The organism is Algivirga pacifica (genome assembly GCF_039543525.1).
Lineage (GTDB): Bacteria > Bacteroidota > Bacteroidia > Cytophagales > Flammeovirgaceae > Algivirga > Algivirga pacifica.
The window spans coordinates 16,133-35,978 of sequence record NZ_BAABJX010000045.1 but is presented as its reverse complement, the minus strand read 5'-3'; the positions used below and the strand labels follow the sequence as shown (position 1 = coordinate 35,978).

Genomic DNA, 19,846 nt, shown 5'->3' with positions numbered 1-19,846 from the left:
GTTCCTTAGTTTATTTGATAGGGAACAAAGATCTAATAATCAAAGTGAAGAATTGGTATGCTTAGTCACATAATTTAAATATGATATGGGAATGCTTATAAAAAAACCGAGGGAGGACCCTCGGTGAAAATGCATGTTGGTCGTAGGGAGTACCCTACGACCAGTATCAGCAGTTTCAATGACTAATCATTGAAAATTGATCATTAAAAATTATTTCACGTCAAAGCGGTCTAACATCATCACTTTATGCCATGCTGCTGCAAAGTCTTTGACGAATTTTTCTTTCGCATCATCGCTGGCATATACCTCTGCTAATGCTCTCAGCTCTGAGTTAGAACCGAAAATCAAGTCGGCACGTGTTGCCGTCCATTTTACTTCTCCGGTTTTACGATCTTTACCTTCAAACTCTTCTTTAGTATCAGAGGTAGCTTTCCACTCTGTACTCATATCCAATAAATTGACAAAGAAATCATTCGTTAAAGTACCCGGACTATGTGTGAATACCCCATGTTTAGAACCATCATAATTCGTATCCAGCACTCTCATCCCTCCTACTAAAACCGTTAGTTCCGGAGGTGTAAGGGTTAGCAATTGTGCTTTGTCTATCAGAAGTTCTTCCGTGGTATAGGTATACTTTGTTTTCAGGTAGTTTCGGAAACCATCGGCCATAGGTTCCAACACAGCCATAGACTCTACTTCTGTTTGTTCCTGAGTCGCATCCATACGTCCGGGAACAAAAGGAATTTCCACTTCATAACCCGCATCCTTAGCGGCTTTCTCAACGGCAGTATTACCTCCCAGAACTATCAAGTCTGCCAAAGAAACTTTCTTACCTTTTCCTTTCTTATTGAAGTCTTCCTGTATCTTTTCTAGTGCTGTTAATACCTTATCCAATTGCTTAGGGTTATTGACTTCCCAGTTTTTCTGAGGCTCCAGCTGAATGCGAGCACCATTTGCTCCCCCTTTCATATCTGTTCCTCTAAATGTGGATGCCGAAGCCCAAGCAGCAGAAACCAGCTCCCCTACAGTTAGTCCGGATTTCATGATTTCATCCTTTAAGCCTTTGATATCCTTTTCATCTATCAACTCATGATTGACTTCTGGAATAGGATCTTGCCATATAAAATCTTCTTCTGGAACCTCTGGTCCTAAATATAAAGTTTTAGGTCCCATATCACGGTGGGTCAGTTTAAACCAGGCACGAGCAAAAGCCTTTTCAAACTCCTCTGGGTTTTCCATGAATCTTCTGGAAATTTTCTCATAGGCAGGATCTTCTCTTAACGACAGGTCTGTTGTCAGCATGGTTGGCTTATGCATTTTGGTAGAATCAAATGGATCGGGTACCATTACCTTGGGATCTTTCGCTACCCATTGGTGTCCTCCGGCGGGACTTTTGGTCAGTTCCCATTCATTCTCAAATAAGCTTTTGAAGTAGCCGTGACTCCATTGTACTGGTGTAGTAGTCCATATGACCTCTACTGGGGAAGTAATCGCATCAGCCCCTTTTCCGGATTTATAAGTACTCTTCCATCCGAAACCTTGCTCTTCTATAGGTGCGGCTTCCGGTTCTGGTCCCATATGATCATGAGTTCCCGCTCCATGGGTTTTTCCCAATGTGTGTCCACCAGCTATCAAGGCAACGGTTTCCTCATCGTTCATCCCCATTCGACCAAATGTCTCTCGAATATCTACTGCAGCAGCCACTGGATCTGGTTTTCCATTAGGTCCTTCTGGATTGACATAGATTAATCCCATCTGTACCGCTGCTAACGGCTTTTCTAAATTACGTTTACCAGTATATCGTTCATCGGCCAACCATTTGCTTTCTGGTCCCCAGTACACATTACTGTTGGGTTCCCATACATCTGTACGGCCACCGCCAAAACCTATGGTTTCAAACCCCATAGACTCCAAGGCAACATTTCCAGTTAAGATCATCAAATCTGCCCAAGAAATTTTATTCCCATATTTCTTCTTAATAGGCCAAAGAAGTCGCCTAGCCTTATCCAAATTAGCATTATCTGGCCAGCTATTGAGTGGGGCAAAACGTTGCTGCCCTTCCCTTGATCCTCCACGACCATCTCCGGTACGATACGTCCCCGCACTATGCCAAGCCATTCGGATAAATAGTCCTCCATAATGTCCATAATCCGCTGGCCACCAATCCTGAGAATCAGTCATCAACTGACGGATATCTTCTTTTAAGGCTTCATAATCCAAACTATTAAATGCCTCCTCGTAATTGAACGCTTCTCCCATAGGATCGGACTTCGCTGCATTTTGTCGCAGCACGCTAAGATCAAGTTGATTGGGCCACCAATCTTTATTGGTCATTCCTTCTTTGGCTGGTGTAGGATAGTCCTGAGGAGGGTTTTGTGTCTCACCATGCATCACAGGACACTTTCCTTCCTTTTTTTCATGTGAAGCTTCCTGTCCAAAACCAATAGTGGTGATCAATAGGCATGATAGTATTAAACATACATGTTTCATAGGTTATTATTTCGTTATACAATTGTATCTGCGATCGTTCACCGTATAAGGTTTATTTTCTCGCTGTTGTGAAATAATAACACTACTAAGGGGACAAGGATTCAACTATGGTGGTTAAGATGAACTCTATCACATTACTTGCTTATGTTTATCGCTTATCGGTTATTGTTTATAAACGATAAGTGATAAACCATATACTATCCCGTTGATGGCCACATAAATAGTAGTAATGCACCTTACTCTATCTTCTCTTCATATAAAGAGACCGAATCTTATAAACAAGTCATTAGCCCAAGCGATCGTTCCTAATATTTCGCTTATTTATTATTTTATTTCCTTCTCTTGTTCTTGTGCCAAGATAATTTTCTGTCGCTGTTTCACCTCATCCCACGATTGCCCTGACTCAATTCCGGAGATACGTTCATCATATTTCTTACAGGCACGATCCAGCACCGAGCTTACTCTAATATCCGTTTCCTGCTCCAATGCCAGTAAAATATTCAGATAATCCCACAATACATCTCCGAGTTCTTCTTCCAGGTAACATCGACGTTTTAAAGGAATTTCTTCGATTACTTCATCTACTTCTTTTTTAATCTCGGAAAGGTAAGTTGCTGATCCATTAGACCAGTTGCTTTTTTGGTCAAATCGCGCTTTTCTTTTGGCGATTTGTAATAACTTCTCAAATGACTCCATTTTGTTATTGACAATTTTTGATGGACAATATTCTATTAAAGCAAGGAAAAGGAGGGCTAGCTAGTCTTTAGAGGCTATCTCATAAGTGTGTAAGTACAGTGCAAACCCGCTTTAGGTCTTAAGTAGGAGCTTAAGACCAGTGTGCTAGCCATTAGACGCCTTGGTAATGTGTCTCTATGATAGTTTATTGATTCTATCAAAAATAGTGATACTCCCTGCCACTGCTACATTCAAAGAGGTTTCACCCGGCAGATAAATTAGATCATGACACTTCTCTATAATCTTTTTAGGCAACCCATTATTCTCTGAACCTAGAACATATAGACAACGATCAGGGTGTTGATAAGTTTTAATAGGTTGTGCCCGATCATCCATCTCTATTCCTACCAGCTTACAACTATAGGGTACGGTCGAAAGAAATGCCTCTAAAGACTCAAACTGGAAAAGAGGGATCTTAGACCATACCTTCAATACATCGTTACTTTTTTTCTTGTATTTAGCATCAATCACAAAAATAAAACTCGCTCCATAAACATAGGCTGTTCGCCATAACGTTCCTATGTTCTCTTCTGTTTTGGGCTGATAGATACCAATCCCAAAGTAGCGTTCATCTTTTGCTTCCCAGTTTCTTTTCATATTAAGCGTTTTTATAAGAACCGTTGCACAAACCACACATACAACTGTTCCCTACTTCTCAAACCCATAATCTCTTTCCACTTTGGCTATTCGGGTTTTATAAGCCTTGTACCAATCTGTTCTCCCCTTTTGTTGTGCCACCTGATGGTCTACATGCATTTTCCAGTTTCGAATAGAGTCCAAGTCTTGCCAATAAGACACTGTAATTCCTAAATCCTCTCGCACACTCTCTATTCCTAAAAAGCCTTCTTGCTGTTCTGCTAGTTCTACCATTAAGGTGGCCATTTCGGAATACCCTTCTTCAACGGCTGTTCTCAGATTACTAAAAATCACCGCATAGTAAGGTGGTAAAGGTGTTTTTGCTATCATACCAATTTATTTCAATACTTTTTTCAAAGCTTTTTTATGCACAATGACCAAATACTCTGCCTTCTGTTGAGCATCTATCTCATGTGGTCGATCCTTATATTCGTAAAGACCCAAATCTATCACGTCTCCATTATATGATAGCTTTCTTTTCTCTTGGTCCAGAAAAAATAACTTTCCTAGCTGATATTGCTGAATATGTACCAGTTCATGTGTTAAAACCGTACTAATATAATATTTGGGAATCCTTTTGGAGAGGTAAATACGGTAAAGTCGTGGACTTAACTTTCGAAGGATAGCATAATCTTCATGTCCTTGTGCTAAAGTAGCATATCCTTGATGCGTTAATAAAACTGTGACAGTATCCAATAAAAGTTGTTCTGACATATACGTCATTACCTCTTCCACATGCTCATAACGGGATCGATTCACGACATTTACTTGTGAAATGCCCATACTACATGCCAACAATAACAGCATGCAAAGCAATGATAGTTTCATGAAATAGTTTTTGGTAGATAAAAAAATAGCAACCTTAATTTTCAATCAATTCAGCTTTCCAAGGTCCTATTCCTGTAATTTGAATAACGGAAGTAGTATCTGCCCAGACCTTGTGTGTTGATCCCTTGGCATTAATATAGTAATCCCCCGGACCAAAATGTTTTGCCTGCTGTTCCTTACCTGCAGTAATAAACGCTACCGACATTTGCCCACTCAATACCGTTACCCTTTCGTTCTGAGGATGTGTATGGGCAGGCATCTCAAATCCTTTTTGTACCCTGAATCGAACAGAGAATAAGCCATTCCCCTTTGGGTTACCTTCCAAAAGAAACATTTCGCAGCCAGAAGGTAAGTTGGGAGGACAAGGTTGCCATTGGATTTCATTAGCGTATACAGCATGCTGCACCTCTCCTTCCGAAAACTGCATTTCTTCTACAGGTGCTGTTGAAGGTTTACACCCCACCATAAATACTATGAATAGTAATGTTACCGAGTAAATTGCTTGTTTCATTGATGTTTAGTTTGAGTTATATCGTAATTATTTTTTCAAAACAGATACTGCTTTCTACTTCAGCATATTGTCCATAATTGGGAATAACTTTAAAGTCATTCTTCTTGTATAGTCCAATCGCTTCCGGCATTTTATCTCCCGTTTCCAACAGACATTTTTCATACCCCAACTCACTCGCCCATTGCTCTAATTCTCTCAACACTTTCGAGGCAATTCCTTTTCCTCTTTGATTCGCAGGAACAAACATTCGTTTAATCTCCATGATGGTTGTCTCCAATGGCTTCATGGCACCGCAACCTACTGCCTGCTCTCCTTCATAAGCTACCACCACATGCTGTATCTTGTCTATTTTATTGAATTGAGCAAAGAAGTCATTCATTTCTCCATTTCGGATTGCCAAATCCTTATCCAATTCCAATACTAATTGCTGAAAATCGGTATTCTCTGAGTTTGTTCGTTCTATTCTGATCATACTGTGACCTCTTAATGAGTTATGGGTGGAGTTTCCGTTGTATATATTCCATTCGATGCTATACCATTTCTTGTATCCATTCAGCAATGAGAGCAGCATCAGGAGCTCTATTGACTACACATTCTCCAACCGGAAATTTCAGATTATCTATATTCATTTTTATCGTTTAGTTTTTCATAGTGTTTCTCTCAAAATCAAGCAGCCACTTTTTTCGATCTACTCCCCCTCGATACCCTGCTAAATTCCCATTGCTTCCAATAATTCTATGACAAGGAAGCAACAGCAATATCCTGTTTTGTCCATTGGCAGATGCGACTGCCCGGACGGCTTTTTCTTTTGAAAGCGATTTTGCCTGTTCCAGATAAGTTGATGTGGTACCGAATGGAATATCCTTTAACGTATCCCATACAGCTTGCTGAAAAGTAGTCCCTATCAAATGCAGAGGTACCTCAAAATTGCTTCGCCCCCCTTCAAAATATTCTTTTAACTCTTTTTGGGCCTGTAACAGATACCTATGATCTCCTACTTCAATATTGGCTTTTAGCTTCTGCTGTAACTTTTGTAATTCTACGTCCAATGTTGGACGATCTGCAAATTCCAATAGGCAGATTCCTTCTTCCGTTGCGGCTATCAATATCGATCCAATGGGCGACATTAAATCTGTTATATAGATGGTTTGCTCACTTTTAAATTTTAGGGAAGATTGTTCAATCCAACTTCTATAGTCCTCAAAAAAATTAATCCCCATTCTTATTACTATTATTGGCCAATGCTTTTGCTTTCTCTTTACTATCAATCGTCGTTATCGCTGCTGAATTATAATTCAGGTTTACTCCAGTTAACCCTTTTTGATCGTAGTCAATATGATTCAATACGTAACGCATGGCCTCTTTGCGGGCCAAATCTTTATCATTTCCTTTGATCACTACCCAAGGAGAATTTTTCGTACCTGTTGCTTCAAACATCAACTCCTTATACTTGGTAAAATCATCCCACTTCAACTGTGCCTGCATATCTACAGTACTTAGTTTCCAACTGATCAATGGATTGGACTTTCGTTCTTCCAGTCTAATATTTTGCTCTTTCTTATCAATAGAGAACCATAGTTTGAACATAATCAAATTATCTTCCACCAACATATTCTCAAATTGTACCACCTGTTTGATAAACAAATCATACTGTTCTTGTGAACAGAAGCCCATCACGGGTTCTACCACCGCTCTATTGTACCAGCTCCTATCAAAAAAGACTATTTCTCCCGGACTTGGAAAATGCTGAATATAACGTTGGAAATACCACTGTCCCCTTTCTGCCTCTGTGGGTTTATTCAAGGCTACTACTCTATAGTTTCTAGGATTGATAAAGCGGATAAAACGCATAATCGCTCCCCCTTTTCCGGCACTGTCACGTCCTTCACAAACGATAATCAGTCTTTTACCAGATTCGATCAACCAGTTTTGCATACGGACCATTTCAGTCTGTAGCTTGATATATTCCTCATCGTGTTCTATCGAGTGTAATTTCATGTTTGTGTTATTTTAAAGGAGATGAATAATAGGATATTTGGGTTATCAAGATAGTATTCTTCTACTTTAATTGATGGATTATTTTGGCATTTTCAAACTCTATTTCACCAAAAAGTCGATCCTTATTGAATCGACTTGATCATTTTATAATTTGTCAATACTACATCTCTAATCCTCACTTCTTGTTCTTTCTTCACTTTGAACCCTATACGTTCAAAAAATGGTCGGGCTGTTTTACTCACATCGGAGGTTAGTGCCACTTGCTGCAGTCTTCTAGCCTCCTTTTCTATTTCATCATAAAGCTGATGGGCGACTCCTTTTCGTTGGTAATCTTTATGGATAAATAAAAAGTCAATATGATTTCCATGATCCAATGAACAAAATCCTATAACTTTCTCTTCTTCTGCCACCACTACAAACTGTGTTTCCAGCATTTTCTGCCAACGTTCTGTATTCTCTACTCCACGGCACCAAGCATCTATTTGTCGTTCATTGTAATCTGTACGACAAATCTCCCTTATCGTATCGGTGAATAGCTTTTGTAGTTCTATCATGTCACTGACATGACCTTTTCTGATTATCATTCTTTACTTTTCAAAAATTGCTTTACTTAAATCATTCTTAAATTTAATCTCCGACCACTCCACTTTGGTCCAGGGTTCTTCATTTACCTCCGCATTCCAAGTCGACTGTTTGTATTGACGATGTGCAGGAATCAACATTCCATCTACTTCCTCATATTCCAGTTTCATCAAATAAGGCTTTTCCATCACACCAAAATCTGCTACCGTAAACAGGAACTGATCAATCAATGCGGTTTCCTTGTTCACGTATAGTTGATAAATATCGGTAGGTTTTTCATTGGTTGTTTCAAAAGTGACTTTTACAACCTCATAACTAGTTCCTTCCACTTCCTCCTCTCCAAGGTATTCGTACTTTAACCCTGGGTCTAGCAGCTTTTGAAACATTGCAAACCAATAGAAGTTCGTAGGGCGATTAAAGGCCACACGCTTCAAGAATTGCTCATCGGTTAAAATCTTTCCTTCATGCTTTAACCAATACTCTTTTCCATCATATCCTTGCTCTATGGTTCCTTCTAACTGGGGTAGTGTACGCTCATGCTTTTCGTATCGGCCATAAGATAATTCTCCATCGAAAATATACTTCTCTGTTGAAACATCCTCCTTTCCATCTGCAGTTGTATAGGTATAGGTGTATACCACATCTTCCCTCTCCAAAAGCATTTGATAGTCGCCTACCTTTTGCACCATATTATAGATGATTTCATGTCCTTTATTTTGGAAATCCCGAATTACTATCTCCTGATTACAAGCAGCCATGAACATACACAGCAGCAAAAAGGAAGATATGATCGTCTTCATAGCATATCATTTTTCTAATAACTCGAACTTCACCGTCTCATTTGCCTTTTTCATATAATCCAAAATAGCTTCTTTGCTTTCTGGACGATAAAGCCTGATCAGAATTGCCCAACCAGGCACTACGTCTATATTATTTTTTTCCCCCGGACAGTTAAAATGAAAAGTATAAGAACCATCTTCATTGGCCTCCGCCTGTCGGTTATTCAAGGCAAAATTATCCGTAGCAATCCACCCTTCCTTATTATACGTAGTCACAGAGAAAAAGCCTCCCTTATCAAATTGTATAGGGGGCACCGGCAAGGTTAATGAACCACAATTTCCCTCCTGAATTTCTTTCGGTGGCTGAATGGTATTCAAGTAAGCTGCATGCTCTACTGGAAGACCAAAAATTCCTACTGCCGAAGCAATTAAGAACTGTACAGAGTCTATGGCATCTTTTGTTCCAAAGTAGTATTCCGGCTTTGTAGCTTCCGGCATCCGAGCTTTTAGGCGTTTTCTTGTTTCACCCAATGTGACTGAGTCGAATCCCTTTTCTTTATAGGGCTTATTAGACTTTGCCCGAATCTCTACCTTGTCCTGATGCTCATGCGCCTCCTTATACCCTTCCTCATCCAAAGAACGTACTCCAGTGCGCATATTCAGGAATAAGTGATTCCCCAAGGCTACATCATCTGTCGTAAATGTTTTGGATTCTCCCGGATATACCACACCAATAGTATACTGATTTTCATCCAATACTTGAATAACGGAATATACATCCCATTCCGGATTAACTAACGTTGCTCCTTCTGAGATATCTACTACAGCATGAGAATACATCACATCCTGATTTTCACGCACCACAAACTGATTATCCTTGTCTGACATTTTTCGGGAATGCCGAAAAGTATTCACTTCATAATCTTTGGAGTGATCACGCATATACAAGTCCGTCTCTGCAACCGTAAAGTTGGACTCATCTACTTTTATTTTTTTGTCATCGGTATATTCTTTTGCGTAGGATATTTCTTGCTTATCCTTATTCTTCTCTGCCTCATTTTGATTAGCACCACCACAAGAGGTAGCCATAAGTGCTGTAATGAGTAATAGGGCACTAGAAGTTATAATTTTCATTTGGGTTACTTTTTACAGGAAACCTCTATTCATTCGAAAGGAATCCAGTGAAACATTGGCTGTCTTAGAAAACAGCATCGAGTGTTTATTCACTTACATTATATAATTGAATAAATACTCCAATCGTTCCATCCTGCCACACTACTACCTCTTGAATAATTTTCTTGAATCTAATGCTGCAATTAAAAAAAGGATAAAGAAATAATACTCCCAACCTGAAGCATTATTCCTTCACCCTTTATTTGAATATACCTTGTCCAACTATCGTTGCTACTATCTCAATTACTTTAAAAACTATTGGTTCGCAATCTCTTCACCGTGATGCGAGGCGTTATCTTTGCGACAGGAATAAACTTTTATTGAGCTGCCGTTTGCTCTCCAAATACAAAGTGGTCTAAAAACAGACGAGCAAAGGGCGATTGTTCTACGGCTGCTTTATCCAGTGGATTCCCCCAGTACATACCTTCACTGTTGGCAAGCAAAGCCAAGGTCAGTCCTCTTTCCGGAACTCTCAGCAACAAGGCAGAAGCTCCTGCCTCTTCATCCCAGCCTCCGTGCCATATCAATTGTTCTCCTTTATATTCCTGTACATACCATCCAAAAGCATACGGTAATACTTTGCCATCAGCAGCTACCGCAGGAGTAAACAGCTCCTTCATCACTGTTTCTGAAGCCAACGTTCCTTTATCCAATGCGATGGCATACTTGGCTAAGTCATTTACCGAGGATACGATACCTGCACCTCCTGCCAGATGTCTTTCTGGTGGCATCATACGCACATATCTTCCATTCTCATATTTATAGCCTTCTGCCATATCAAAAAAGACGGTTGCTTTTTCTCGTTGCCATTGACTGGACATGGTTCTGCTCATCCCGGCTGGCCCAAGAATATTCGTTTCCAACAGCTGTGCCATGGTATTATGTCCTCGCTCTGCCGCCCCAATATCATTACCTGCCTTATACTCCAAGTACCTCGAGAGGCGTGAATACATAATAGGGTTATAGAGAAATGCCTGTCCCGGCACACCATTGACCGTATGGTTTAGAACATTCTGAAGGGTAATAGATTGATCGCAGTGAAGATTCTTCCCAAAGACTATCTTAGAATGTGATAACCAATTGCAGAAACCTTCCCATCCGGGCATATCATTGATCTTTTCATCTAGACTAATTTTTCCTTGCTCTTCCAATTGCAGAAACAACAATCCGATAAAAGTTTTAGTCACTGAAGCAATCCAGAAAGGCGTATCCCCTGTTACCGCTTTAAACTGCTCTCCATCGCCTGTATCAAAATGGGAACTGCCATACCCTTTAGACCATGCCAATTGTTCATCTTTTACAATAGCTACAGCAAGACCAGGAATATGTTTTGCCTTACGAAGTGAATCCAAGGCAAGCGAGAAGGTATCAAAGTCTGTATCTTTCATAACCGCTTTAGAAGTAGTTTGTCCGCAAGACACATAGGGTAGAAATAGTATTAGTAGAAGTAGGTGTTTCATCAGTTTTTATATGTGTTTGTGTAGTTTTTGGGTAAAAGAAAAATACAATCATCTTACCCGCTAATTTCTATAATTTGCTTCACCAAATCCATCATATCTGAAGCTTCCAAATCCGGTTGAGCATAATAAGGGTGATAAATAGCTTCTTTTCTTTTGATATAGGCCGTTTGCAAGCCTGCTTTTTTTGCTCCAAAAAGATCCCAGTCGTGTGTAGCTACCATCGTAACGTCTTCTACCTTTAATCCTTCCTCTTGCGCAACTGCTTGGTATATATTATTAAAGGGTTTATACTTCTTGACAAGATCTACTGAGTAGTAAGCATCAAAAAGATCGATGATACCCGCATTGGTCAACTGCTCCTTAATCATGGCTAAGGAGGAATTGGATACAGCCACAACACGAATTTCTTTTTCTCTTAGCTGATTAACAGCGGGGCGTACATCTTCATAAGCAGGAAGTCGCTTAAATGCTCCCAATATTTCCGCTTTTGTCTCCTCACTTAATGGTTTATGATGTTCAACAAATAGCTTTTCCAAAGCCGCACCCGCCAGTTCTCCAAAGTTTACATATTCTTCCATAATCCCCATGATGCAGGAGCTATGGAGTAACTTTGCAAACCAATATTTCAAGACATACTTATCCTCAAAATACTTATCAAATTGTTCTTGAAGTAACCCTAGGTTTAGCAGGGTTTCATTCATATCAAAGAATACGGCTTTGCTTGTTTGATCAATCATTCTACAGTATTTAAGATTAAAAATCTATTAAACCTTATACCCTATCGCTTTAACTGATCCGATCACTTTTTGTTAGGAAACTTCGCTTTACAAGAAACTTATCTTATGCTTTTGTGCAATCGCATCTCTTTCTGCTTTACTGATCTGTGGCCCCACTTTATTCAGTGATTCAAAAAAGTTTTCAAAATTTTTTCCGGGAATCACGTAGTTCAATACCTTCGCGGTTTTCTGTCCTTTCGTTTTTATACCATGTGCAATCCCTCGAGGCAGATAAATGATGTCACCCTTTTGGGCTTCCAGGGTTTCATCTCCAAGAATCAGCTCTACATTTCCCTCTAGCACGTGGAAAATCTCATCCTCCAGCTCATGTACATGCTTTGGCACTTCACTCCCTTCTGGCATGATTCCTTGTACCAGATACACATCTCCTGCTGTTTCCATCGAAGTCAGTATTACTTGTCGTTGCCCTCCCATTAAGGTCTCCGACGAGCTTTCAGTTGATATAATTTTGGGTTTTCTATTCATGGTTTATTTTCTGTAAAATATTTGACCATTCTGTTGTCTCACAGAAGAGAAAAAGGATTAATCTATCGTACCACTATTATATGAACTTTTTTTGAGTATTTTCATAATCCGATGATATACTATCTCGGACAAGCTCCACTGATATCCACTAAAATCCGTCGTATTCGTAAATTGGATAACGACCATATCTTCCTTCTTATGATATTTAGCAATACTCTGATATCCGGGAATCAGACCCGTATGCTCATATTTATAAATAGACGAGTAAATCGCTTGTTCCTCTTTATTCAATAAGGTTCCTTGATTTAAGGCACGCAAGAAGATTCCAACATCCTCCGCTGTCGCAACCATAGAACCATAATCTACGGTCTTAATATCCTCTTCAATTCCTACATAATATCCACTCATCAGCTCCTCTATATTAATCTCATGAATAGAAAAAAATGTATTCTTTAATCGTAAAGGAGCTAAAATAGCTTCCCGTATGTAATGGGATTTATCAGAACCTGTTACTTTCTTAATCAGCTCCGCAAGCAATAAGTAATTGGTATTGGAATACTCATACCCTTCCCCTGGCTTAAAACTGGCAGGTTGATCAAGAATAAGCCCTAAAGTGGCTTCAACCGTTTTTGGTGGGTGCTCCCAAAAACCGGGTGAGTTGGTATAATTTGGAATACCACTTCTATGCTGTACCAACGTTCTCAAGGTAATCTCATTCGCATATTCAATTCGCCCTGTCCACTCCGGAAAGTAATCTGACAGTGTTTTATCCAAAGAAAGACGCTGCGCTCCCACCAATTTCGTAATGGCTACCGCATCATATAACTTTGCGATACTTGCAATCTTGAATAAGGCATAAGGATCTGCAGGAGTTTTATTTTCCCGATTTTTCCAACCGGATGCATAAAACTCCGGCTGTTTTTCTCCCTGATCTATATATACCACTATACCATCAAAACCATAAGTAAGGGCTTCATCTAATTGCTCCTGAACGGATTCTGGCAATGGCATGACCCAAGCTTTTATCAATATCCAAGGCACAAAAAAAAGAGAGATTATTGTCCCTCCAAATAGCAATATTCTGAGTAGTAGTTTTTTGTTCATAAGTAATTTAAGGGTTTGTTAGTTATCGTTTAGCAGTTGTCCCAATCTGATTAAGTTTGAAGAAACATGAATCATCCCATATTAACAAATGGCTTAGTTTTCTGAGAATTCATCACTTTACAGCTATCTCACAAGCCCTTTATGAGCTTCTTCATTTTTTCCTTGATGAAAAAACGAAGCAAAAAAATCAAGGCTTTGAAGGATTTGCCTAATTTTTAAATACATAAAGGCACTTTTTAAACAAAAAACATGAGTTACCCCCTTAGATGTTAATATGGGATAACTCATGTTTATTCAAACCTCATGACAACCTATATCAAGGTCTATACTTCAATTGTAACCCTTTCAAGAATTTTCTTAAAATCTGGTCTTTACACAATTTATATTGCCCCTGCCCCGGCTTTCTAAAGAAAGCACTCAACTCATGCTTACTGATTGGAAAATTAGCTCGATCCATTACCTCCAGCATATCGGTATCCTTCAGGTTCAAGGCAATTCTCAGCTTACGCAGGATAAGGTTATTGTTAAGACGCTCCTCGGCTTCAGGCTGAGGTCCTTCCTTTTTTCCTCTTTTAAGATTAATAAACCCATTAAGGAATAAAGCCAATTCTATATCTCTAAGGGACTTAAATTCTTCTTGATCTTCCTGCAACAGCCAATTCACCACTTGTGGACGGGTTACTGTATGTCCTACCTGCTTGAAGATATCAATCACTTGTTGATCACTCAGGTCAAAGGTGTAGCGCAATCGGCGCAGGATGTCATTATTATTCATAGTGGTCTTTTTTTTCACAAGGTAATAAGAAATAATACAGGGCTTACCGTTTATTGGTTATCGTTTATAAACAATACATGATAACCAATAAACATAAATGGTGAGACAACATCAATCTTAACGACTATACTCCTGCTTGATTACTTCTACGTTCCAAGAGTACTGTATCTCTGCTAATGTTTTAGGTCTTCAAATTCCAGATACAACTGCTCCAACAATTGTACAGTATCTTGTCCCACGATGATACGATTACCACTTACCCCTATGGGTGAATTCTGTGCCTCATTGATTGTAAGAATACGATACGGCTGATCTTCCAACGATGCTACTGCATCTGTTTTTACCTGAATAATCTGCTCAAAGTCCGGTTTATTAGAAATACGATGCACTAAAAATTGCTCTTGTTCATCACCCAATAAAATATAGTCTGCACTTTTTGCTTTCTCTGCTTTAGAATTGAACTTCTCAAAGTAAATTACCTCCTTAATCTTAACGGTGATCTCTTCCAAAAGAAGCTCTCCCCCTCTTTCAAAATGTCCTCTGTACACGCTAACCTTAAAAGGTCTTGGATTGTTGATCATCTCAGGAAGGACAAATGTTTCCGGAGCAATCGTGTAGGTTGGCCAATGAGGGTGTTGTGCTTTATCCTTTAAGAACTGCTCTTTATCCATCTCCGATAGCTCCAATTTCAATAGGACTTGATAATCGTGCGGAGAATGAAACATCGGTAAATGAGAGGCATATATCTGATGATTGCCAAAAAGAAGCATTCCGTGTGTGGAGGGTCTATCCTTGGTATGTTTTGGAGAATGCTCTTGTGCTTGCAAAGCCGTGGTTAAAAAAATAAAAAAGGAAATAACGAGTAATACCTCTTTACTAAAAAACTGTCTAATACTTGTATCCATTTATTCAGATTATTTATTGCTTTAAAGTTTCACCATAATAAGCATTAACGAAAATACAGATATCGCAACCCATAGTGTCCCTGCTAAAAATATAGGCTTCATCCCTACTGCCTTTAAATCTTTAGTAGAAATCGTTAATCCAATCAAGAATAACGTTACTACCAACAATCTTTTCGAAATGAGAACGATAAATTGTGTCGTACTTTCAGGTAAAATATGACTGCTGTTAATCGCTATAGCCAGTAAAAATAACAGGATAAAATAAGGTATTTTTATTTTTTCTCCCTTGGTTTTGAATAAGAACATAGAGAACATGGCAAAAGGAATAATCCATAGTGTTCGGGATAACTTGACCGTCGTAGCAATCTGCAAAGCTTCGTCTCCATAGGATAATGCCGCGCCTACGACCGAACTGGTATCATGTATCGCCACGGCACACCACAACCCAAACTGCTCTTGTGTCAAATGAAAGAAATACCCTAAGCTCGGAAATATAAATAAGGCTGTTGCATTTAACAGAAATATAACCCCCAATGCCATACTGATCGTTTTCTCTTGGGCCTTGACAGTAGGAGCTATCGCTGCAATGGCACTCCCACCACATATAGCCGTACCCGAGGTAATTAAATGTCCTAGTTTAAGATCAATCTTCAATAACCTTGTCAGCCATAAGCCTAACGTAATCGTAAAAACAATCGTGACAATTGTCAATCCAAATCCCTCTTTGCCTGTTTGTAGCGTATCTTTGATCAACATCCCAAAACCCAACCCCACTACGGAGATTTTTAGTAACAGGTTAATGTTTTTAGGGTTAGACTTTTTAAAAGGCGCTTCCCATAAGAAGTTAAATATAACACCAAAAAGTAGGGCGATAGGACTACTAATCAAGCCTCCCAGCGCCAGTATAATTACAAGAAAATAAATGGATTTTGAGAAAAAGTCTTTCATATCAGTGTTATTTGGTTGATACAAAAGTATTCTTTTAGACTATCACTTATGGAATGTAATTATTTATTTGATATAACTAAAAGTTATAATTAGTGCGGATGAATTTTTCCAGATAATCCGTCGTATTAGATAAATACCCTGTTCTTCTCACAAAGTAAAACCATCGCTCAATCGACAAATTCTTAATATCTATGACCTTTAGTTTGTTGGTGTTTAGATCATCCGTAATCGCATGTATAGACACCAAAGCGAATTGATCCGAATGATAAAGGTAATTCTTAATCGCTTCCGTACTATTAAAGGAAATCAATACATTTAGCTTCGAAATCCCATACTCTGATAGAAAAGCATCTATAATTTCCTTTGTGCCTGAGCCTTGCTCTCTAGAAATAATGGGAATCTCCTGCAGCTTTTCCAGATCGATCACCTCATTCTTAAAGCTGTTGTTGTGGGCATTCGTCACCAATACAATCTCATCCTTGATAAACTTCTTAAAGTTTAACTTGGGATTTGAGCTGCTCCCCTCCGTAATCGCCAAATCGATATCTCCACTCAGAATCAGCTCCTGAATTTCCTCTGTGTTCCCATCAATAATATGAAACCTCGTCTTGGGAAACTGCTGATTAAACTTGGCGATCACCTTAGGAATAATATAATTCGACAAGGTCGTACTGACACCCAACTTGATCAGCTCAGGAAACGTCTCTTTCTTATGGGTAAAAGCCTCCTCCATTTCTGCATAAACGGCCAAAAGCTTATCCACGTAAACCAAAAAAGACTTGCCTTCATCCGTCAACTCAATGCCGTTCCTCTTACGGATAAACAGTGTGGTATTAAACTCCTGCTCTAACGTTTTAATCGCCTTGGATATCGCCGGTTGAGAGAGGTACAGCTGTTCAGCGGCCTTCGTAAAACTTAGGTGCTTCGCTACAATTTGAAATATTTGGATTTTCGTTTTCATTCAGCTTTTCGTATTACTACTTTTCCTCACGAAGAATTTTCTCCATCTTTTTTCCCTTTGCCAACTCATCCACCAACTTATCCAGATACCTTACTTTTTGTGTTAACGGATTTTCAATTTCCTCCACGCGATACCCACAAATCACCCCTTTTATCAGGTGAATATTCGGATGAAGTTCTGCCGCTTGAAAAAATTGCTCAAAGGTTACTTTTTCATCCAATAGCTGTTGAATTTTAGCATCATCAAATCCGGTGAGCCAATTAATCACCAAATGCAATTCCTCTTTGGTTCTGCCTTTCTTTTCGACTTTGGTCACGTAATGAGGATACACGGAGGCAAAAATCATCGTTGCCATTCGTTCGTCATGTTTTGTTGTAGTTTTCATGCTTGATAGTTTTCAGTTAAGTTTTTTTACTTCTTATCCATTTCAATCACCCAAATCCCTCTCAACTCTCCTGCTTTATACCCTGTCGCCTTATCTTCCGGATATAACTGTTGAATCTTCGACAAAGATGCCATCTCAATATCTTTCTCAGGCTGCCCATGGCATTGAAGACACATACTATTCGTTACGATCGGATAGTAACCTACCACACTATTTTCTGTGGTGATCAATTTTGGTTCAATAGATTGTCCCTTTGCTAAAGCTTCCTTTGAAGCGTTGATATATGCCAATTCTGTCGCATTCGCTTTATTCTTTGGGTTTCTATTTTTATCGGATACCCTCTTGATATAAGCATGTAACGACTGTGCTACACTATCGGTTAAAGGAATTGCTTGCTCCGAACAAAAGGCTAAGGCATGCACTGTTCCCTTAGTCTTTATGGCCTTCATTAAATTTTGAGCCAAGACCGTTTGCGTTTCCATTGCAATCGTATTGCCTAATGCTAAGGGAGCCATTTCTGCAACTACCTCTAGTTCCGTCTTCTCTTCTTTAGAGGATTCTTTTTGGTTACAACTGATTAAGAAAGCACTTAGTAGAATCAATAGTATTGTAGTTTTCATGTTACTTATTGCTTTGATAAACAAATAGGGGGTATCTTTTTGTACTTTAATATAAAAAATCTCCTGATGGCTCAGATGGTCTAGTTCTATTATACACCTCCTCATTATTATAGATAGTATACGCTCGCTCTCCATTAGCAAATGGGTAATTGCATATACCTTTTTTCCCATAATACTCAAAGCTATCTTTGAGCCAATGGGTATTGTACTCAAAATCATCAATTAATTTTACATACTCATCTCCTTTGTAAATCACGTGTAAATATTCTTTAAAACCATTACTATCAGCTGAATATGAATTTATATTATGAATCCTAACTGATGCATGAGAAATTCCCTTCCATTCAAATTCAAGACCTTCTGTAATAAAAAGTATTCCACTTTCATTTACCATCACTTGCACTGACCGATCCCTTGTTATCATTGAATACAAAGATCCTAAAGATAAAACACTTGGAATTACTAACCACCATGATACAAACGGAACTGGAATAAGGAAATACACAAAGTATATTAATGGTATTGTAAAAATATCATTCATAGACCAACTTGGATACCTTAAAGTTTGGACTAACGGTTTGTATACACTCATAACTAAGCCACTAATATTTTCTCTAAATTCGTTTCTCCTAATACTTTATAATTCTTCATTATTCTATGTATTGAATTACTCCCTTTACGCGGCAAAGGACATCTCTATCAAAAGAGTCAGCATTAATACTAATTACTTCATTAAAGTTAAGTAAATAACCGTCATACTGCTAAAAGGCTCTGTTGAATCCATTACATGACGTTTTAGCAGTATGGCGGTTATTTACCCTATCATTATACTTCTACTTGATCAGCAAGTCTCGGTAAATCACCTTAACATTCCCATCTCCATCCCAATCTTCAAGCTGCATATCATTATCCCAAACCTTGATCTGAAGCTCATATTCACCGAGTTCTACAGCAGCGCCATCCTCTGTCTTAGCCATAATCGTAAAAGTATGATCAATCAGATAGGTATGCAATCCCTGGCATTCCACAATATCGTTGGTAAGAACAGCCCCTTCATGGGCAACCCTTCCTGAAGCGTGATTATTGTGCTTCTTCAATAAATCAATATGGATTTCCCAGATGCCTTCTACATCTCCTGCGGTTCCCTGTATCGGAAAGCTATCTCCAATTTCCAGCTCCAATGTCTCTCCCGCCACAGGCGTATTGATTTCCAGGGTAGGCTGGGAGCTACTATATACTTCCATCAACAGCTCTACAAACTGTGCCTCGTTACCTTCTTTATCGATCAAGTCCATTTTTATGTGATAAGGTCCTGCCGCCGTATTTTCAGGAAGGACAAAAGTATAGACATTTTCATCTGCCGATCCTTCCACTTTTACAACTTCGTTTAACGTAAAAGGTACCGGAGCATCCTCTGACAGTCGAGCATTCGGGTGTACGTGTCCGTCAAAACCATTATGAATGTAGAACTTTATCTCAGAAAGCGCTTGGTCGTCACTCACACTGTATTGCAGCTTCACTTCCTCCCCTACACTTACACGAATATCTTCAGAAGCACCATTGATGGCAAACGTATTGATCACAGGGCTTTGGACGTCTACTTCAATAGGTTCAGAACAAGCCGAAAAAAGGCCGATGATCAATCCCAATAAATAATATACTTTGGTATTCATTCGTCTTTTAATTTATAGGCA

General features: G+C 39.0%; 24 protein-coding genes. All 24 read right to left on the bottom strand.

Features of this window, described 5'->3' with window-relative positions; translation table 11 throughout:
* Positions 1-210 precede the first annotated feature (210 nt).
* Positions 211-2,490, bottom strand: coding sequence for a catalase/peroxidase HPI (katG, locus tag ABD985_RS14975; protein ID WP_345373083.1), 2,280 nt, complete (start codon positions 2,488-2,490; stop codon positions 211-213).
* Positions 2,491-2,814: 324 nt separating this feature from the next.
* Complete coding sequence (locus ABD985_RS14970) at positions 2,815-3,186, bottom strand: MazG nucleotide pyrophosphohydrolase domain-containing protein (protein WP_345373081.1); 372 nt, start codon at positions 3,184-3,186, stop codon at positions 2,815-2,817.
* A 174-nt stretch (positions 3,187-3,360) separates the two neighbouring features.
* Entirely contained in the window at positions 3,361-3,822 is a 462-nt protein-coding gene (locus ABD985_RS14965; protein ID WP_345373079.1) for an RNA methyltransferase, read from the bottom strand.
* 51 nt (positions 3,823-3,873) lie between these two features.
* Complete coding sequence (locus tag ABD985_RS14960; RefSeq protein WP_345373077.1) at positions 3,874-4,191, bottom strand: antibiotic biosynthesis monooxygenase family protein; 318 nt, start codon at positions 4,189-4,191, stop codon at positions 3,874-3,876.
* Positions 4,192-4,197: 6 nt separating this feature from the next.
* A complete protein-coding gene (locus tag ABD985_RS14955; RefSeq protein ID WP_345373075.1) occupies positions 4,198-4,689 on the bottom strand; it encodes a hypothetical protein in 492 nt (163 codons plus the stop codon).
* Between the two features lie 34 nt (positions 4,690-4,723).
* The gene (locus ABD985_RS14950; protein ID WP_345373073.1) at positions 4,724-5,200 is read right to left on the bottom strand and encodes a cupin domain-containing protein; all 477 of its coding nucleotides are present in this window, start codon (positions 5,198-5,200) and stop codon (positions 4,724-4,726) included.
* A gap of 16 nt (positions 5,201-5,216) precedes the next feature.
* Entirely contained in the window at positions 5,217-5,672 is a 456-nt protein-coding gene (locus ABD985_RS14945) for a GNAT family N-acetyltransferase (RefSeq protein WP_345373071.1), read from the bottom strand.
* A 166-nt stretch (positions 5,673-5,838) separates the two neighbouring features.
* Positions 5,839-6,420 (bottom strand): methylated-DNA--[protein]-cysteine S-methyltransferase, encoded by a 582-nt coding sequence (locus tag ABD985_RS14940; protein WP_345373069.1) that lies wholly within the window; start codon positions 6,418-6,420, stop codon positions 5,839-5,841.
* Positions 6,410-7,198 (bottom strand): polyphosphate kinase 2, encoded by a 789-nt coding sequence (ppk2, locus tag ABD985_RS14935; protein ID WP_345373067.1) that lies wholly within the window; start codon positions 7,196-7,198, stop codon positions 6,410-6,412. The genes ABD985_RS14940 and ppk2 overlap by 11 nt, the downstream gene beginning before the upstream one ends.
* Positions 7,199-7,320: 122 nt before the next feature.
* A complete protein-coding gene (locus tag ABD985_RS14930; protein WP_345373066.1) occupies positions 7,321-7,782 on the bottom strand; it encodes a GNAT family N-acetyltransferase in 462 nt (153 codons plus the stop codon).
* Positions 7,783-7,785: 3 nt separating this feature from the next.
* Positions 7,786-8,580 carry a LolA-like protein gene (locus tag ABD985_RS14925; protein ID WP_345373064.1) on the bottom strand — a complete coding sequence of 265 codons (795 nt, stop codon included), beginning with the start codon at positions 8,578-8,580 and terminating at the stop codon, positions 7,786-7,788.
* A 6-nt stretch (positions 8,581-8,586) separates the two neighbouring features.
* Positions 8,587-9,693 (bottom strand): DUF1254 domain-containing protein, encoded by a 1,107-nt coding sequence (locus ABD985_RS14920; protein ID WP_345373063.1) that lies wholly within the window; start codon positions 9,691-9,693, stop codon positions 8,587-8,589.
* Positions 9,694-10,049: 356 nt separating this feature from the next.
* Entirely contained in the window at positions 10,050-11,192 is a 1,143-nt protein-coding gene (locus ABD985_RS14915; RefSeq protein WP_345373061.1) for a serine hydrolase domain-containing protein, read from the bottom strand.
* 53 nt (positions 11,193-11,245) lie between these two features.
* A complete protein-coding gene (locus ABD985_RS14910) occupies positions 11,246-11,929 on the bottom strand; it encodes a haloacid dehalogenase type II (protein ID WP_345373060.1) in 684 nt (227 codons plus the stop codon).
* 87 nt (positions 11,930-12,016) lie between these two features.
* Positions 12,017-12,454, bottom strand: a complete 438-nt coding sequence (locus ABD985_RS14905; protein ID WP_345373058.1) for a cupin domain-containing protein — start codon at positions 12,452-12,454, stop codon at positions 12,017-12,019.
* Positions 12,455-12,511: 57 nt separating this feature from the next.
* Positions 12,512-13,558, bottom strand: a complete 1,047-nt coding sequence (locus tag ABD985_RS14900; protein ID WP_345373056.1) for a serine hydrolase domain-containing protein — start codon at positions 13,556-13,558, stop codon at positions 12,512-12,514.
* Positions 13,559-13,874: 316 nt separating this feature from the next.
* On the bottom strand, positions 13,875-14,333 hold the full coding sequence (locus ABD985_RS14895) for a YehS family protein (RefSeq protein ID WP_345373054.1): 459 nt from the start codon (positions 14,331-14,333) through the stop codon (positions 13,875-13,877).
* A gap of 173 nt (positions 14,334-14,506) precedes the next feature.
* Positions 14,507-15,238 carry a hypothetical protein gene (locus ABD985_RS14890; protein ID WP_345373052.1) on the bottom strand — a complete coding sequence of 244 codons (732 nt, stop codon included), beginning with the start codon at positions 15,236-15,238 and terminating at the stop codon, positions 14,507-14,509.
* A gap of 21 nt (positions 15,239-15,259) precedes the next feature.
* The gene (locus ABD985_RS14885; protein ID WP_345373050.1) at positions 15,260-16,186 is read right to left on the bottom strand and encodes a YeiH family protein; all 927 of its coding nucleotides are present in this window, start codon (positions 16,184-16,186) and stop codon (positions 15,260-15,262) included.
* Between the two features lie 76 nt (positions 16,187-16,262).
* The gene (locus tag ABD985_RS14880; RefSeq protein WP_345373049.1) at positions 16,263-17,147 is read right to left on the bottom strand and encodes a LysR substrate-binding domain-containing protein; all 885 of its coding nucleotides are present in this window, start codon (positions 17,145-17,147) and stop codon (positions 16,263-16,265) included.
* A gap of 16 nt (positions 17,148-17,163) precedes the next feature.
* Positions 17,164-17,532 carry a DUF2200 domain-containing protein gene (locus ABD985_RS14875; protein ID WP_345373047.1) on the bottom strand — a complete coding sequence of 123 codons (369 nt, stop codon included), beginning with the start codon at positions 17,530-17,532 and terminating at the stop codon, positions 17,164-17,166.
* A gap of 26 nt (positions 17,533-17,558) precedes the next feature.
* Complete coding sequence (locus ABD985_RS14870) at positions 17,559-18,152, bottom strand: Tll0287-like domain-containing protein (protein WP_345373046.1); 594 nt, start codon at positions 18,150-18,152, stop codon at positions 17,559-17,561.
* A 46-nt stretch (positions 18,153-18,198) separates the two neighbouring features.
* Positions 18,199-18,693 (bottom strand): hypothetical protein, encoded by a 495-nt coding sequence (locus ABD985_RS14865; RefSeq protein WP_345373044.1) that lies wholly within the window; start codon positions 18,691-18,693, stop codon positions 18,199-18,201.
* A gap of 292 nt (positions 18,694-18,985) precedes the next feature.
* Positions 18,986-19,825 (bottom strand): DUF4625 domain-containing protein, encoded by an 840-nt coding sequence (locus ABD985_RS14860; protein ID WP_345373042.1) that lies wholly within the window; start codon positions 19,823-19,825, stop codon positions 18,986-18,988.
* Positions 19,826-19,846 lie beyond the last annotated feature (21 nt).